Source organism: Agrobacterium radiobacter (genome assembly GCF_040801995.1).
Lineage (GTDB): Bacteria > Pseudomonadota > Alphaproteobacteria > Rhizobiales > Rhizobiaceae > Agrobacterium > Agrobacterium radiobacter.
In genome coordinates, this window is sequence record NZ_JBEGHX010000001.1 from 1,711,698 (window position 1) to 1,727,264 (window position 15,567).

The 15,567-nt window shown below is 59.8% G+C and carries 12 protein-coding genes; 1 reads left to right on the forward strand and 11 read right to left on the reverse strand.

From position 1 onward, the window contains the following. Positions 1-57: 57 nt before the first annotated feature. From recN to MRBLRC7O_RS08700, 7 genes are all read right to left on the reverse strand, one after another. Positions 58-1,731, reverse strand: coding sequence for a DNA repair protein RecN (gene recN, locus MRBLRC7O_RS08670; protein ID WP_020809660.1), 1,674 nt, complete (start codon positions 1,729-1,731; stop codon positions 58-60). 16 nt (positions 1,732-1,747) lie between these two features. Beyond that, on the reverse strand, positions 1,748-2,614 hold the full coding sequence (locus MRBLRC7O_RS08675; protein ID WP_060725092.1) for an outer membrane protein assembly factor BamD: 867 nt from the start codon (positions 2,612-2,614) through the stop codon (positions 1,748-1,750). Between the two features lie 233 nt (positions 2,615-2,847). Further along, positions 2,848-3,807, reverse strand: a complete 960-nt coding sequence (gene lpxC, locus MRBLRC7O_RS08680) for a UDP-3-O-acyl-N-acetylglucosamine deacetylase (RefSeq protein WP_004430769.1) — start codon at positions 3,805-3,807, stop codon at positions 2,848-2,850. 272 nt (positions 3,808-4,079) lie between these two features. Then, a complete protein-coding gene (gene ftsZ, locus MRBLRC7O_RS08685) occupies positions 4,080-5,837 on the reverse strand; it encodes a cell division protein FtsZ (protein WP_080866288.1) in 1,758 nt (585 codons plus the stop codon). A 91-nt stretch (positions 5,838-5,928) separates the two neighbouring features. Next, positions 5,929-7,260, reverse strand: coding sequence for a cell division protein FtsA (gene ftsA, locus MRBLRC7O_RS08690; RefSeq protein ID WP_004442783.1), 1,332 nt, complete (start codon positions 7,258-7,260; stop codon positions 5,929-5,931). Beyond that, entirely contained in the window at positions 7,257-8,189 is a 933-nt protein-coding gene (locus MRBLRC7O_RS08695; protein WP_004430763.1) for a cell division protein FtsQ/DivIB, read from the reverse strand. Before MRBLRC7O_RS08695 ends, ftsA begins: the two co-directional genes overlap by 4 nt. Next, complete coding sequence (locus MRBLRC7O_RS08700) at positions 8,177-9,103, reverse strand: D-alanine--D-alanine ligase (protein WP_004430761.1); 927 nt, start codon at positions 9,101-9,103, stop codon at positions 8,177-8,179. Before MRBLRC7O_RS08700 ends, MRBLRC7O_RS08695 begins: the two co-directional genes overlap by 13 nt. Before the next feature lie 544 nt (positions 9,104-9,647). Here MRBLRC7O_RS08700 and MRBLRC7O_RS08705 point away from each other — a divergent pair. Then, the gene (locus MRBLRC7O_RS08705; protein ID WP_080866289.1) at positions 9,648-10,952 is read left to right on the forward strand and encodes an MFS transporter; all 1,305 of its coding nucleotides are present in this window, start codon (positions 9,648-9,650) and stop codon (positions 10,950-10,952) included. 89 nt (positions 10,953-11,041) lie between these two features. Here the strand turns inward: MRBLRC7O_RS08705 and MRBLRC7O_RS08710 are convergent, their stop codons facing one another. From MRBLRC7O_RS08710 to murG, 4 genes are all read right to left on the reverse strand, one after another. Then, positions 11,042-11,845, reverse strand: coding sequence for a GGDEF domain-containing protein (locus MRBLRC7O_RS08710; RefSeq protein ID WP_080866290.1), 804 nt, complete (start codon positions 11,843-11,845; stop codon positions 11,042-11,044). 205 nt (positions 11,846-12,050) lie between these two features. Next, positions 12,051-13,016: a UDP-N-acetylmuramate dehydrogenase gene (murB, locus tag MRBLRC7O_RS08715; protein WP_004430753.1), complete on the reverse strand. Its 966-nt coding sequence runs from the start codon at positions 13,014-13,016 to the stop codon at positions 12,051-12,053. Beyond that, positions 13,013-14,428, reverse strand: coding sequence for a UDP-N-acetylmuramate--L-alanine ligase (gene murC, locus MRBLRC7O_RS08720; protein WP_004430751.1), 1,416 nt, complete (start codon positions 14,426-14,428; stop codon positions 13,013-13,015). Before murC ends, murB begins: the two co-directional genes overlap by 4 nt. After that, the gene (gene murG, locus MRBLRC7O_RS08725; RefSeq protein ID WP_080866291.1) at positions 14,425-15,561 is read right to left on the reverse strand and encodes an undecaprenyldiphospho-muramoylpentapeptide beta-N-acetylglucosaminyltransferase; all 1,137 of its coding nucleotides are present in this window, start codon (positions 15,559-15,561) and stop codon (positions 14,425-14,427) included. Before murG ends, murC begins: the two co-directional genes overlap by 4 nt. Positions 15,562-15,567: the final 6 nt, after the last annotated feature.

The window sequence follows — 15,567 nt, forward strand, 5'->3', positions numbered from 1 at the left end:
GTTTTGCCGCTGGACTCACAACGCCGAAAGGCGCTCCAACGGCATTGTCGCGAACGATCAGTCCTTGGCGGCAAGCAGACGAGCGGCCGCAGCCCTCGCCTCGTCCGTTACCGATGCGCCGGCGAGCATGCGGGCGATCTCTTCGGTGCGGTGTTTCGGCTCCATGGTGGCCACGCGCGTGGCGATGCGCTCGCTGCCGTCGCCGGATGGGCCTTTGGAAATGAGGAGATGAGTGGCAGCCCGTGCGGCCACCTGCGGCGCATGGGTGACGGACAGGACCTGCACGGTTTTCGACAGGCGGCGCAGCCGCTGGCCGATGGCATCCGCCACAGCGCCGCCAACACCCGTATCGATTTCGTCGAACACCAGCGTCGGCGCCGATCCGCGATCGGCGAGCGCCACTTTCAACGCCAGCAGGAAACGGGACAGTTCGCCGCCCGAGGCCACCTTCATGATCGGACCGGGGCGCGTGCCCGGATTGGTCTGGACGTGAAACTCCACCGTATCGATACCGTCAGCCGTCGCCTGCTCGGGATCGGAGGTCACCTCGACGGTAAACCGCGCCCGCTCGAGCTTCAGCGCCGGAAGCTCGGCCATGACAGCGTTGGAAAGCGCTTCCGCCGCATTGCGGCGTTTGTCGGAAAGCGATTGGGCGGCACGGTCAAAATCGGCCTTTACGACGCCGAGATTGGCCTCGAGCTTGCCGAGTTTTTCTTCACCGGCATCGAGATCGGCGAGATCGGCCACCATTTTTTCGGCAAGAGCCGGCAGGTCTGGCACGGCGACATTATATTTACGGCCCGCCGCGCGCAGCGCAAAAAGCCGCTCTTCCACCCGCTCCAGCTCACGCGGATCGAATTCGGTGCGGCGCAATGCCGCTTCCACTTCCATCTGCGCATTGGAAAGGCTGTCCAGCGCGGCATCCAGCAATTGCACGGTGTCTTCAAGCAGGCCGGGAGCCTCGTGGCTCTTGCGCTCGAGCCGGCGCATCATCGATGCAATGACAGGCACGGGCGAGGCATTGCCGTTCAGAAACTCGCTGGCCTCAGCGATATCGCCGGCAATGCGTTCGGATTTCTGCATCACCGCCCGGCGCTCGGCCAGTTCTTCCTCTTCTCCGTCACGCGGCGAGAGCGTTTCCAGTTCCTCAACGGAAGAGCGCAGGTAATCCGCCTCGCGCGCCGCCGCCTCCACCTTGGCGCGGTGCGTCTTCAGAGCCCGGTCGGCATCTTTCCAGGTGCGGTAGAGGCCCTGAACAGCGCGAGCCTCATCGCTCAGCCCGGCAAAGGCATCCAGCAGCGTCCGGTGTGCATCGGTGTCGACAAGCGCGCGATCATCATGCTGGCCGTGGATTTCGACCAGGAATTGACCGAGCTGGCGCATCATCTGCACGCTGATGGCCTGATCGTTGATATAGGCCTTGGTGCGCCCGTCAGAGGATTGCACCCGGCGGAAAATCAGGTCGCCGTCGTCATCGAGACCGTTTTCGCGCAGGAGAAGCCGGGTCGGGTGATTGTTCGGGACTTCGAAAGTGGCAGTAACCTGCCCCTTTTCTTCACCGTGGCGCACAAGGCCGCCATCGCCGCGGCCGCCAAGCGCCAGCGAGAGACTATCGAGAAGAATGGATTTGCCCGCACCCGTCTCGCCCGTCAACACGGAAAGGCCTGCCTCGAAACCGAGGTCAAGCCTTTCGATCAGAACGATATCGCGAATCGAGAGCTGGACCAGCATGGCCTATGCCCCGGTCTCAGGCGCCGATAAGCTTCTTGCCGGCGCGCGAAATCCAGGACCCCTTGTTTTCACGCGGCTCCAGCCCCTGACCCTTCAGCAGCTTGTAGGAATCCGCATACCATTGGCTATCAGGATAGTTGTTGCCGAGAACGGCGGCCGCTGTCTGTGCTTCATCCACCAGGCCCATAGCGTAATAGGCCTCAGTCAGACGCGCCAGCGCTTCCTCGATCTGGTTGGTGTTCTGGTACTGCTCGACGACGATGCGGAAACGCGAAACGGCGGCGAGATATTCCTTGCGCTCAAGGTAATAACGACCGACCTGCATTTCACGGCCGGCGAGCTGGTCGCGGGCGAAACGGATCTTGGCCTGCGCGTCAGCGACATATTCCGAATCGGGATAGTCATTGACGACCTTGTTCATCGCCTCGACGGTGCGCTGTGCTGCGCGCTGATCCTGCGTCACGTCGGAAATCTGCTTCGAATAGGCAAGGCCGATCATGTACTGAACATAAGCGGCGTCCTTCGAGCGTGGATATTGCCGCAGGAAGCGGCTGCCGTTCGTGATGGCCACATCGTTCTTGTTGGTGCGCGTGGCAATGAAGGTCTGCATGACAAGCGCCTTCTGGCCCCATTCGGTAAAGGGATATTGCTTGTCGATCGCCTCGAACTTGCGTGAGGCCTCCGTCATGTTGCCGGCGTTCATGTTGGCAAGCCCCTGCTTGTACAGAACGTCAGGCGGATCGGTCTCGACGCCGAGCTTGGTAATGTCGATATCCGGATCGGACTGGCAGGCCGTGACGACGACACTCGCGCCGACCAACATCAACGAAACGGCGATCCCCCGCATCGTACCCTTCATTGCACCAGACCCTACATGCTTCATTCGACAGTTCCCACTTCCCGCGCAAATACATAAGCATCGGCTTTGCACTGGCGTTCTAGCCATAAAAGCATCCGCAGGGCAACGCAATGATGACGCATTAACGCATTTTTATGGCATCGACCCATGCAATCGCATGAATATCAGACGATATAACGCAACTTCTTGTTCGCATCACGAAAAAGCCGCCCCAAGGGGAGCGGCTTTTTCTGTCAATTGATAGCCTGCGAAGGAACTCAAGCAGACCAGGGTGCGAATTCCGGCATGTTGACCGCAACGAATTCGCGGGCGCGTACCATCTGGTTGCGGGCAGCCGGAGCCTCGACGATCTCGTAAGCGGTGCGGTCGCTCAGCAGGGCCTTCAGCGCATTCGCATTGACCTTGTGGCCGCCGCGATAAGAGCGGTAACAGCCGATGAACTGCGCGCCGGCAAGCGCCAGGTCGCCCACGGCGTCCAGCGTCTTGTGACGGACGAATTCGTCCTTGGCGTAACGCAGGCCTTCCATGTTGATGACGCTGTTGTCGTCGGAGATGACGACCGAGTTCTCAAGCGAGGAACCGAGCGCATAACCGGCGGCCCACAGACGCTCCACGTCACGCATGAAGCCGAAGGTGCGGGCGCGCGACAGTTCATTCTTGAACGTATCCGCCGTCAAGTCGCCCTTCCAGGACTGCTTGCCGATCAGCGGCGTGTCGAAATCGATGTCGACTTCAAAACGCGTGCCGTCATAGGGACGGAACTCCGCCCAGGAGGCGCCCGAATCGATACGCACCGGCTTGGTGACGCGGATGTAACGGCGCTTCACGCCCAGGTTCTTGATGCCAACAGATTCGATCGCCTCGATGAAAGGTGCGGAGCTGCCGTCCATGATCGGCGCTTCCGGACCATCGACCTCAACGACAAGGTTATCAAGACCCATGGCGTAGATGGCAGCCATGACGTGCTCGATCGTCGCTACCGACTGGGAGAGCGAACGGCCGAGCACGGTGCACAGATCGGTATTGCCGACATTGGCCGAAACCGCCTTAAGCTCTGTAACGCTGCCATTATCGTGAAGGCGGTGGAAGACGACGCCCGTTCCGGCTTCTGCGGGCTGGAAGGTCATCGAGACCGGATTGCCGGAATGCACGCCAATGCCTTTAAGCTGAACAGCATGTGCGATAGTTGTCTGAAATCCGAGCAGTCCGATAGTCATGCGTCTATGCCTTGTTTTGCAAACCGCGCTGCTTCAGCCAGCGCCGTTCAAGTTTTTCAAGCCGGTTTTTAACGACCGGAAAAGTCAATCTGTTCCTTCACCCAGCCTCATACATACGCACATGTAGGTGCCACGACAAATCACTGTTCGTTTCGGATTGTTACATGCGCAAGCCATTGAAAACGCGAATTAATTTAGTGTTAATAACGTAAAATAAACAAAACGCCCGGATCGTGTGATCCGGGCGTTTCAAGAGGCTTATGGAATCGCCTTTAGTTGGACTGGCGGCGCAGGAAGGCCGGGATTTCCAGCTGGTCATCGTCGTGATGGCTGGACGAGGCAGGCGTTGCACGGCCGTGATCGTCAAGCTGGCCACGACGCGGTGCGTAGAGGCTTGCTTCCGGCGAAAGCGGGGCGCGGCGCTGCTGCGGTGCCATGCTCGGCGCATCCATCATGTCGGACGGAACTTCTTCCTCTTCACGGCGGCCAAGCGAGTTGGTGATGCGCTTCAGAAGACCCATCGGGCCACGCTCTTCCTGTGCGGCAGGAGCGGCATGGGTGCGGTGGTCCAGCTCGGCCTTCACGACCGGCGGGAAGTCTTCGACCTTCGGCATGCGAACCGGCTCAGGCTGACGGGCAACCGGCGCGGGTTCCTGGTAGACAGGAGCCTGCGGCTGCTGCATCCGCGGAGCCTGAGCGGCAACCTGTTCCGGAGCGTGATAGACCGGCGCCTGCGCAACCGGTGCCGGAGCGGCCTGCTGAACCGGCTGGGCCGGACGGAGGGCAGCCGGTGCTTCAGCCGGAGAAGATGCGAACAGCTTGCTCTGCGGACGGAAATCCTGGGCGGGCTGCTGGTGTGCGGCGAAACCGAGTTCACGTTCCATTTCGGCTTCCGCCGAACGGATGGTCTGGGCGATCGGGTCTACGGCCTTCTGTGCCTGCGAGACTGCTGCAGGCTGAACTGCGGCCGGAGCGGGAGCAACGGCCGCGGAAGGACGGATAAGCGGCTTGGCAACAGCAGCTGCGGCGCGCATATCGGCAATGTTCTGTTCGCCAACGCCAGCAACGCGGTCGATGCCGGTTGCGACGACGGAGACGCGGATGAGGCCTTCAAGCGCTTCGTCGAAGGTTGCGCCGAGGATGATGTTGGCATCCGGATCGACTTCTTCGCGGATACGGGTCGCCGCTTCGTCGACTTCGAAGAGGGTGAGGTCGCGACCACCGGTGATGGAGATCAGGAGGCCCTGCGCACCCTTCATCGAGGTTTCGTCGAGCAGCGGGTTGGCGATCGCCGCTTCCGCAGCCTGCATTGCGCGGCCCGGACCGGAAGCTTCGCCGGTGCCCATCATTGCGCGGCCCATTTCGCGCATGACCGAACGGACGTCGGCGAAGTCGAGGTTGATAAGACCTTCCTTCACCATCAGATCGGTAATGCAGGCAACGCCGGAGTAAAGAACCTGGTCGGCCATGGCGAAGGCGTCCGCAAAGGTCGTCTTGTCATTGGCAATACGGAAAAGGTTCTGGTTCGGAATGACGATCAGCGTATCGACGGACTTCTGCAGTTCCTCGATACCCTGTTCGGCAAGACGCATGCGGCGGCCGCCTTCGAAGTGGAAAGGCTTTGTGACGACGCCGACCGTCAGGATGCCCTTGTTGCGCGCAGCCTGTGCGACGACCGGGGCAGCACCCGTGCCGGTGCCGCCGCCCATGCCGGCGGTGACGAAGCACATGTGGGTACCGTTCAGGTGATCGATGATCTCGTCGATGCACTCTTCAGCAGCCGCGCGGCCGACTTCCGGCTGGGAGCCGGCGCCGAGGCCTTCGGTGACGTTGACGCCGAGCTGAATGACCCTGTCTGCCTTCGTCATGGTCAACGCCTGCGCATCCGTGTTGGCGACGACGAAGTCGACGCCCTGGAGGCCGGCCGTGATCATGTTGTTGACAGCGTTACCACCACCGCCACCGACACCGAAGACGGTGATGCGTGGCTTCAGCTCTGTGATATCAGGCTTCTGCAGCTGTATCGTCATTTTAACATTCCTTCTTTCTCTGGCCGCATCGCCCCGCTGGCCGATTCTTGAAACTCAACTCTGAAACCTCCGGCTTGCGCCACGAGGCCACTCAAAAACTCTCTTTCAGCCATTGCCCCACCCGGGCTATCCGGCCGCTACCGTTACCAAACGGCGAGAACATTCCGCCTTGCGCCGCATGAATTTCGATGTCCGCCACCTGCGGGTAGATCATCAGTCCGCAGGCGGTTGAAAATGCCGGTCCCTTCGCCGCCACCGGAAGACCGGCAACGCCCATGGGGCGGCCGATTCGAACGTTGCGGGCGAGAATGCGCCGTGCCGTTTCCGGCAGCCCCGTCAGCTGGCTTGCGCCGCCGGTCAGGACAACGCGCTTGCCGACGATGGGACTGAAGCCGGACTTCTGGATACGATCACGGATCAATTCCAGCGTCTCTTCGATACGCGCCCGCACGATGCGGGTTACAAGTGCTCTTGAAACTTGCGATGGTTGATCGCGATCATCTTCGCCAATCGGCGGGATCGAAATCATGTCGCGCTCATCCGCGCCATTCAGCAAAGCCGAACCATGCACCACCTTCAGTCTCTCCGCATCTTCGATTCGTGTCGAGAGGCCTCGTGCAAGATCTGTCGTAACGTGATGACCGCCAAGGCCGATCGCGTCGGTATGAATGAGACGGCCTTCGGCAAAAACCGAGATCGTCGTGGTGCCGCCACCCATGTCGATGGCCGCGCAGCCAAGCTCGACTTCATCGTCCACCAGAGCGGCAAGACCGCTGGCATAGGGCGTCGCCACCATGCCTTCGACGGAAAGATGCGCGCGGTTGACGCAAAGCTCGAGGTTCTTCAGCGCCGTGCGTTCGACGGTCACGACATGCATATCGACGCCGAGAAGATCGCCATACATCGACAGCGGATCACGAATGCCGCGCTCGCCATCCAGCGAATAGCCCGTCGGCAGAGAATGCAGGATCGCCCGGTCCTGACGCATGGACTGCTGGCTTGCCGCCACCAGAACCTTGCGCAGGTCGCTTGCTTCCACTTCCTGACCGCCGAGATCAATGCTCGCGGTATAGATATCGCTCGCCAGTCTTCCAGCCGAAACATTGACGATCAGGCTGTCGACGGTAAGGCCCGCCATGCGCTCGGCCGCATCGACCGAAAGACGGATCACACCTTCGAGTGCGTCGAGATCGGCGATCACGCCGGATTTCACGCCACGCGAACGCTGGTGGCCAATGCCGATGATTTCCACCTTGTGGGTGCGGCCAGGCAGGATTTCACTCTCTTGACGCGGCGTCAGCCGGCCGATCATGCACACGACCTTGGTCGAACCGATGTCCAGCACCGAAACGATGTGGCTGCGCTTGGAAGAAAGCGGCTTCAGACGAGGCAGGCCGAAATGGGAAGAACCGAAAAAGCTCATGTGTTCTTCTCCGCTTTCTTGAGAGCCTTGGTGCGCGCGTCGACAGCAGCCTGACGGCGCTCCGTCGCACCTTCGGTCAGCTGGATCGTGGTGCGATCCGCCAGTCTGAGATCGACTGCGGCGACATCGCGCGACAGGACCTTTTCTTCGAGATCAAGCCGCGCCAGCAATTGCAGCGCCTGCGGCAGGTTTTCTTCCGGCAGCTTGACGACGATGCCGTTGTCGAGGTGCAGATCCCAGCGGCGGCCGGCAATGCGTACATAGGCGCGAACGCGGTTGCGGATTTCCGGCCAGTCGGCCAGCTGCTCGACGAAACCGGCAGCGCCCGTTTCCGCGTCGCGTCCAACGAACAGCGGCAGGGAAGCGAATTTATTGTCACGCAGCGGCGCGATGACGCTGCCGCTCTTTTCGATCAGCGACAGTTCCGAGCCATGCTGCCAGATGCCGAAGGCCTGGCGTTCTTTCAGGCGAACCTCGATCGTCTTCGGGTAGACCTTACGGATATCCACGTCTTCCACCCACGGAAGCTGCACGAGCTTGCGGCGCGCCGCATCGATGTCGAGTGCAATCAGCGAGGTGCTGCCATCAAGGCCGAGAAGCTGGAAGACATCGATTTCGGAGGTCTGCAGATTGCCGGAGACCTTCACGTCCTCAACGGCGAAACCCGCAGCAGAGGTCGTCGCCTGCGTAACGATATTTGTGTGGCCGCCGAGCGACATGCCATAAAGGCCAGTCACCGCGTAGAAGGCGACGGCCGAAATCGTGCCGGTATGGGCGGGAATGTGGATGCGTCCGGTCGCAAGGCTGACGCAGAAGCGCACAACACGACGCAGCGGGCGCGGCAGCACCATGCGGTCGTCGGCATTTGCCGTCGCTGCGAATTGCTCGCGCTTTTTTGCCGTCGACTTTTTGCCGGTCACCGCAAACACGAAGCGTCCTCCACCATCCAGCTGACAAGGTTACCAAAGGAGCGGCCAGCATGGGCCGCCATTTCCGGCACCAGGGAGGTCGGCGTCATGCCCGGCTGCGTATTCACTTCAAGCCAGATAACTTCGCCATCTTCTGAGAAGCGGTCGTCGTAACGAAAGTCTGAACGGCTTACGCCACGGCACCCGATCGCCCGATGCGCCATAACCGCCAGTGTTTGAATTTTTTGGTAAATTTTCGGTGAAATTTCTGCCGGAATGACATGTTTCGAGCCACCAGCAGCGTATTTAGCGTCAAAATCATAGAAATTGTGACCGAGCGGCACCACTTCGGTGACGCCAAGCGCCTCGCCGTCGAGCACACCGCAGGTCAATTCGCGGCCATGGATGTAGCGTTCGACCATCACCTGGTCACCATAACGCCATTCCGACGAAGTGAGGATTTGCGGCGGATGCGACTGGTCTTCCTTGACGATGACAACGCCGAAGCTCGAACCTTCACGCACCGGCTTCACCACATAGGGTGGAGCAAGCGGATGTTCGCTGGTGAAATCGAAGCGGTTCATGACGCGCTCGGCGGCAACCGGCACCCCGGCAGCCGCAGCGACTTTTTTCGCCTGCGCCTTGTCCATGGCGAGTGCGGAAGCCAGCACGCCGGAATGTGTATAGGGAATGGCCAGATATTCGAGAATACCCTGAATGGTGCCGTCTTCACCGAAGGGACCGTGCAGCGCATTAAAGGCGACATCCGGGCGCAGCTCATCGAGCACGGCCGCGACATCGCGCCCCACATCGACCCGGGTGACCTTGTAGCCCTCGCCCTCAAGCGCGAGCGCGCAGGCATTGCCCGACGACAGGCTGACTGGCCGCTCCGACGAAAACCCACCCAAAAGAACAGCTACGTGCTTGCCGCCCATCGATACCTCTGACACCAACTCTCCGTTACGAACCACGCTCCGAACCGACCGAATTTGAAGAACGGTGATTCTGGCACATGACCCTTGAGATCAGTTAAACGCCATTAAGGTTAATGAATCGTTTACTTTCGTTAACCACCGCGCCCAACGTGCCAAGTTCCGTTAAAGAATCAGCACCGATCCGGATTCCCTCCTTGGAATCAGAGAGTTGCATGGATTGCAACATGCAGGTTTTCAATGATCGGAAATAAAATCGCACGAGCGCACCTGCTGCTCCGCGATAAAGGCAAGATCGAAACGTTAACGGACGGGATTATTCCCCAGGGAAAATTATCTGGCGTTTCAGCGTTTTAAAACCGCAGCCTGAATCAGTCTCTCAATCGCCGAAGCGCATCCGGCAGCACGCAGCCGAGCCTGTCGCATTCATCAATCACATTATTTGCATTATTTCTTTTTTAGCATTCCATAGGAACAAAAATTGCGTTAACGCAGACATCGCCTCCCAAGGCATGACATTGCAATCATCCAAAATGGAACCAATACCATGACCGACGCGATATCTCCGGTATCGCCGACCGCTGACAATTCGAACGCTGTAAAGACAAATTCGCCTGCACGAGTTCTCACTGCCAGCCTGGTCGGCACGACCATCGAGTTTTTCGATTTTTACGTTTACGCCACGGCCGCAGTGCTCGTGTTCCCCGCCTTGTTCTTTCCGAACAATGACCCGATGACGGCGCTTCTGGCGTCCTTCGCCACCTTCTCCATCGCCTTTTTTGCCCGTCCGCTGGGTGCTGTGGTCTTCGGTCACTATGGTGACCGCGTCGGCCGCAAGACGACACTTGTCGCCGCGCTACTGACCATGGGTGTATCGACCGTCGTGATCGGCCTCCTGCCCTCCTATGAGACCGCCGGCGTCCTTGCACCGCTGTTGCTGGCGCTGTGCCGCTTCGGCCAGGGCTTTGGCCTTGGCGGCGAATGGGGCGGCGCCGTCCTGCTCGCCACGGAAAACGCGCCTCCCGGCAAGCGCAGCTGGTACGGCATGTTCCCGCAGCTCGGCGCCCCTGTCGGCCTGCTCCTCTCCTCCGGCGTGTTCTGGATCCTGCTGCACTTCATGTCGCAGGAAGCGCTGCTCAGCTGGGGCTGGCGCATTCCCTTCGTCGCTTCGATCATTCTGATCGCGGTCGGCATGTGGGTTCGCCTGTCGATCACCGAGACACCCGACTTCCAGAAAGCGATCGAAAAGGAAGAACGTGTGGCCGTTCCGGTCGCGGAACTGTTCCGCAACCACAAGCGCAGCCTCGTGCTCGGCACCTTCGTGGCGCTGGCCACCTTTGTGCTCTTCTACATCGGCACCGCCTATCTGCTGTCCTATAACGTCAAGGTCCTGAAAATCCCGTTCCTTGACGCGCTGGAAGTGCAGATTCTCGGCTCCATCGTTTTCGGCATCTTCATCCCGATCGCCGGCAAGCTCGCCGAAAAATTCGGCCGTCGTGAAATTCTGATCATTACGACGGTGCTGATCGGCCTGTTCTCCTTCCTGCTGCCCGGCCTGATGACCGGTAGCGAAGGCTCCATCTTCGTCTTCGCGGCCCTTGCCATGATGCTGATGGGCATGACCTACGGCCTGATCGGCACGGCGCTCGCAGCCCCCTTCCCGACCCGGGTGCGCTACACCGGCTCGTCGATCACCTTCAACATGGCCGGCATCTTCGGCGCATCGCTGGCGCCTTACATCGCCACATGGCTGCAGGTGAATTACGGCATGGGTTATGTCGGCTACTACCTCTGCGTATCCGCCATCATAACGCTGGCCTGCATTCTGCTTTCCCGCAAGGACGAAGTCTGAGCCACACAAGCGTTCCGAATATGGGAAGGCCCGCGAAACCTGGCGTTTCACGGGCCTTTTGCTATTCAGCATCTTTTACTGGAAACGCTCTAGGCGACGGACTGACGGATATCCCGCTGGCCCGCCACGCAGATACGATTACGCCCCGCGCCCTTTGCCTGATAAAGCGCAAGATCGGCATTATGCAGGACTTTTTCAAAGACTTCGGCGTCCTTCCGGACAGCCACTCCGATCGATATGGTGACACCGATCCGCATATCCTGATAGTCGACTGGCACCGCCTCGATGCTCGCCCGCAGCCTTTCGCAAACATCCAGAAACGATGACGACCCTGTCTCGCGCACGACGACGAATTCCTCGCCGCCTATTCTGGCGACTTTGGCAGAGGCGTCAAAGGAAGTACGTATCCGCTGTGCGACGCTGGAAATCACCGCGTCACCGGCCAAATGGCTGAACCTGTCGTTCACCGACTTGAAATGATCGATATCGAGGAACGCGACGCAATAATGCTGACCGAGATTCATGCATCCGGCATAAAGCCCGAGCCGATTGCTGAGGCCAGTCAATGCATCGGTATGGCTCAGATGCAAAAAACGCTCGTGCGATTGCGCAAGAATCTTCACTTCCCTGGCATTGAGCCAGCAGACCAGCCACGTCATCGTGAATGCGATGACGGAACACAAGGTCACGCCGAGTATAAGACCGTTGACAAGGTCCGTCACCAGCCCGAACTGCGCCAGGAGAACCAGACCGCCGGAACATATCAGCAGAGCCATGATCGTTGTGACACAGGCAACCCGAAACGAAAATTCCAAAGGTTCAAGCCGCCTGCGGCCCTCTGGCGTCGCAATCGAAAAACTCATCATTTCGATCAGTTTTCTCCAGAGATCCAAGACCGTCTCCAATAGTACCTAAATCAATCACTGAAAATTCTTGTCAAACACCCTTTGATCGACGAGCGGCATGCTATCTGAGATAACATGCCGCTCGTCGCTTATGTCAAAAAACTATAGGATACAACTATTGACCGACCGTTACGGCCAACGCCAACGGTCATATGACGGAGAAGCCCCTGTAAGAAAATCGGAAGCCAAAAACTCAGCTTCCCAGAAAAGGCTCCACCTCACGGCCCGGCATGAAAAGCCCTAGCCGCTTGATTTCCCACTCCAGCCGGATGCCCGACTTCTCGAACACGCGCTTGCGGATGGTCTCACCCAGATATTCCAGATCGTAGCCGGTCGCGTGGCCGGTATTGATCATGAAATTGCAATGCAGTGATGACATCTGCGCGCCGCCGATGACCAGACCGCGGCCGCCCGCCTCATCGATGAGTTCCCATGCGGAATGACCTTCGGGATTCTTGAAGGTCGAACCACCAGTCTGCTCACGGATCGGCTGAACTGTTTCGCGATGGTGACGCACGGCGTCCATATCGGCGCGGATTTTCGCCTTGTCTTCCGGATAACCCTCGAACAATGCGCCGGTGAAGATCAGGCCCTTGTCGGCGCCGGAATGGCGGTAGCTGTAGCCCATATCGGCATTGGAAAGCACATGCTGTTTGCCCTGACGGTCAACCGCATAGACTTCCACCACGCGCTCGCGCGTCTCACCGCCGTTTGCGCCCGCATTCATACGCAGCGCACCGCCGATGGAGCCGGGAATGCCGTAATAGAAATGGAAGCCGCCAATGCCGTTATCCATGGCCATGGCCGCAATATGCTTGTCCGGGCAGATCGCACCGGCCTTGATGCGGTTTTCGCCGGCAAGCTCCACCTGGCCGAAACCTTTGGCCGACAGACGGACGACAACGCCCGGGATGCCGCCATCGCGCACCAGAAGGTTGGAGCCGACGCCGACCACCGTCAGCGGCACGTCTTCCGGCAGAATTTTCAGGAAGGCAATCAGATCATCGGTATCGTGCGGCTGGAACATGACTTCCGCAAGACCTCCGGCTCTGAACCACGTCACGCGGTCCATGGGCGCATCCGGTGTCAGACGTCCCCTCAGTTCGTTTACCCCGTCGCCGAGCCTCCCCAGCAATTTAACCCCATCGACCTGTCTCATTCAGACTTTCCTGATATGCTCTTCAATTCCGAAGGCAGCGCTGCTGCCCATTGCGTGATATTTCCAGCCCCCAAGAGAACCACGAAATCACCCGGATTCGCAATGCCTGCAACCACTGAGGCGAGATCTTCCCGTTTCTCAAGAAAACGGGCGTCACGATGGCCGGCGGCCTTGATGGCCGAAACCAGCGCTTCCGAACTTGCGCCTTCGATCGGATCTTCGCCCGCAGCATAGACCGGGGCAAGAAGAATCGTATCCGCATCGTTGAAACAATGCGCGAAATCGTCAAACAGGCTGGAAAGGCGGCTGTAGCGGTGCGGCTGATGCACCGCGATGATACGGCCATTGCAGGCTTCCCGCGCCGCCGCCAGCACAGCCTTGATCTCGACCGGATGGTGGCCGTAATCATCGAAGACCTGTACGCCATTGGCTTCGCCCGTCAGCGTGAAACGCCGCTTGACGCCTGCGAAGGAGGCGAGACCCTTCTTGATGTCAGCTTCCGAAATACCGAGACGATTGGCGACGGCAATCGCGGCCGTCGCGTTCGAAACATTGTGTCGGCCGGGCATCGGCAGGACGAGATCCTTGAAGGAGAATATCTTGCCGGTACGACGACGGCGGATTTCCACGTCGAAAACCGAGCGTGTGCCATCGATGCGCACATTCGAAAAACGCACGTCGGCCTGCGGGTTTTCACCGTATGTGATGACCTTGCGATCCTCGATGCGGCCGACCAGCGCCTGCACTTCCGGGTGGTCAAGGCACATGACGCCGAAGCCGTAGAACGGCACGTTCTCGACGAACTGGCGGAACGCCGCGCGCACAGCATCAAAATTGCCGTAATGGTCCAGATGCTCCGGATCGATATTGGTAATGACGGCCACGTCGGCCGGCAGCTTCAGGAAGGTGCCGTCGGATTCGTCGGCCTCCACCACCATCCACTCGCCCTCGCCCATACGCGCATTGGTGCCATAGGCATTGATGATGCCGCCATTGATGACAGTCGGGTCGAGATTGCCGGCTTCCAACAGGGTCGCGACCATCGAGGTGGTCGTCGTCTTGCCGTGGGTGCCGCCAATGGCGATGGCGTTACGGAAACGCATCAGCTCGGCCAGCATTTCGGCACGGCGAACGATCGGCAGGTGTTTTTCCCGCGCGGCGATGAGTTCCGGATTGTTCTTCTTGATCGCGGTGGAAACGACCACGACCTCGGCGTCACCGAGATTGTCCGCCGTATGGCCGACGAACACCTCGATGCCCTTGTCGCGCAGACGCTGCACATTGGCGCTGTCGGCCTGATCCGACCCCTGAACGCGGTGGCCGAGATTGTGAAGCACTTCGGCAATGCCGCTCATGCCGATCCCGCCTATGCCGATGAAATGGACAAGGCCTATGGCTTTCGGCATCTTCATGCCCCAACTCCTTCATTCTTCTTCTTGAATTCCTGTACGGACTGGCCGGAAGCAATGGCCTCCACCAAATCGGCCAGCACATCCGCCGCATGCGGTTTACCCGTTGCCTTGGCCGCCGCTGCCGTTGCCGAAAGACGATCCGGTTCCGAAAGCGCCGAGGACAGGAGGCCGGAGAGCTTCTGCGGCGACAGTTCCGCCTGCTTGATGACGCTGGCCCCGCCCGCCACCGAAAGTGCTGCCGCATTGGCGGCCTGATCGTGATCCAGCGCATGCGGATAAGGCACGAGAATGGACGGGCGGCCGATCACCGAAAGCTCCGATACCGTCGAAGCGCCCGAACGGCTGATCACCAGATCGGCCTCGCCGATGCGCGACGCCATGTCGCCGAAGAAGGGCGAAACGTCAGCCTTTACGCCAAGCTTCTGGTAGGAGGCGATGACGCTGTCCTTGTCTTCAGGACGCGCCTGCTGGGTGACGACGATGCGCTTGCGCTGCTCGTCTTTCAGCAGGCAGATAGCCGCAGGCACCGCGCTCGAAAAGAACTGCGCGCCCTGGCTGCCGCCGAACACGACAAGCTGAAAAGTTTCACCCGTCTGCGACGGGGTATAGGGAATTTCAGATGCCGCCAGCACCGCCGGGCGCACCGGATTGCCGGTCGCCACCGTCTTGTCGGAATATTGGCCATTGGCGGGCGGCAGGAAGCCGCCGGCGATCGCCTTCACACGGCCTGCCAGCGCCTTGTTAGCGCGACCCATCACAGCATTCTGCTCATGAATGATGGAAGGCACGCCAAGGCCGGTGGAAGCCAGAAGCGGCGGCACGGTGGGATAACCACCGAAACCGACAACCGCGACCGGCTTCAGTTTCGCCACCAGCCGGCGCGCCGCGCGCAGGCCAACCCAGAGCTTCCAGAGCGAACGCGCCACGGAAATCGGGTTTTTCGAGCCGATGGTGGCAGACGGCACCACATGGATTTCATCCGCCGGGAACTTGCCGGCATAACGCTCGGCGCGGCTGTCGGTGACGAGATGCACCTGATAACCGCGCGCCTTCAGCGTATGCGCGAGCGCCTCCGCCGGAAAAACATGGCCGCCGGTTCCCCCGGCGGCAAGAAGAACAATACCCTTGCTCATGATCGT

Excerpts from the sequence above, each read along its gene's own strand:
- recN (WP_020809660.1), bottom strand. The coding sequence starts at position 1,731 with ATGCTGGTCCAGCTCTCGATTCGCGATATCGTTCTGATCGAAAGGCTT.
- MRBLRC7O_RS08675 (WP_060725092.1), bottom strand. The coding sequence starts at position 2,614 with ATGAAGCATGTAGGGTCTGGTGCAATGAAGGGTACGATGCGGGGGATC.
- lpxC (WP_004430769.1), bottom strand. The coding sequence starts at position 3,807 with ATGACTATCGGACTGCTCGGATTTCAGACAACTATCGCACATGCTGTT.
- ftsZ (WP_080866288.1), bottom strand. The coding sequence starts at position 5,837 with ATGACGATACAGCTGCAGAAGCCTGATATCACAGAGCTGAAGCCACGC.
- ftsA (WP_004442783.1), bottom strand. The coding sequence starts at position 7,260 with ATGAGCTTTTTCGGTTCTTCCCATTTCGGCCTGCCTCGTCTGAAGCCG.
- MRBLRC7O_RS08700 (WP_004430761.1), bottom strand. The coding sequence starts at position 9,103 with ATGGGCGGCAAGCACGTAGCTGTTCTTTTGGGTGGGTTTTCGTCGGAG.
- MRBLRC7O_RS08705 (WP_080866289.1), top strand. The coding sequence starts at position 9,648 with ATGACCGACGCGATATCTCCGGTATCGCCGACCGCTGACAATTCGAAC.
- murB (WP_004430753.1), bottom strand. The coding sequence starts at position 13,016 with ATGAGACAGGTCGATGGGGTTAAATTGCTGGGGAGGCTCGGCGACGGG.
- murC (WP_004430751.1), bottom strand. The coding sequence starts at position 14,428 with ATGAAGATGCCGAAAGCCATAGGCCTTGTCCATTTCATCGGCATAGGC.
- murG (WP_080866291.1), bottom strand. The coding sequence starts at position 15,561 with ATGAGCAAGGGTATTGTTCTTCTTGCCGCCGGGGGAACCGGCGGCCAT.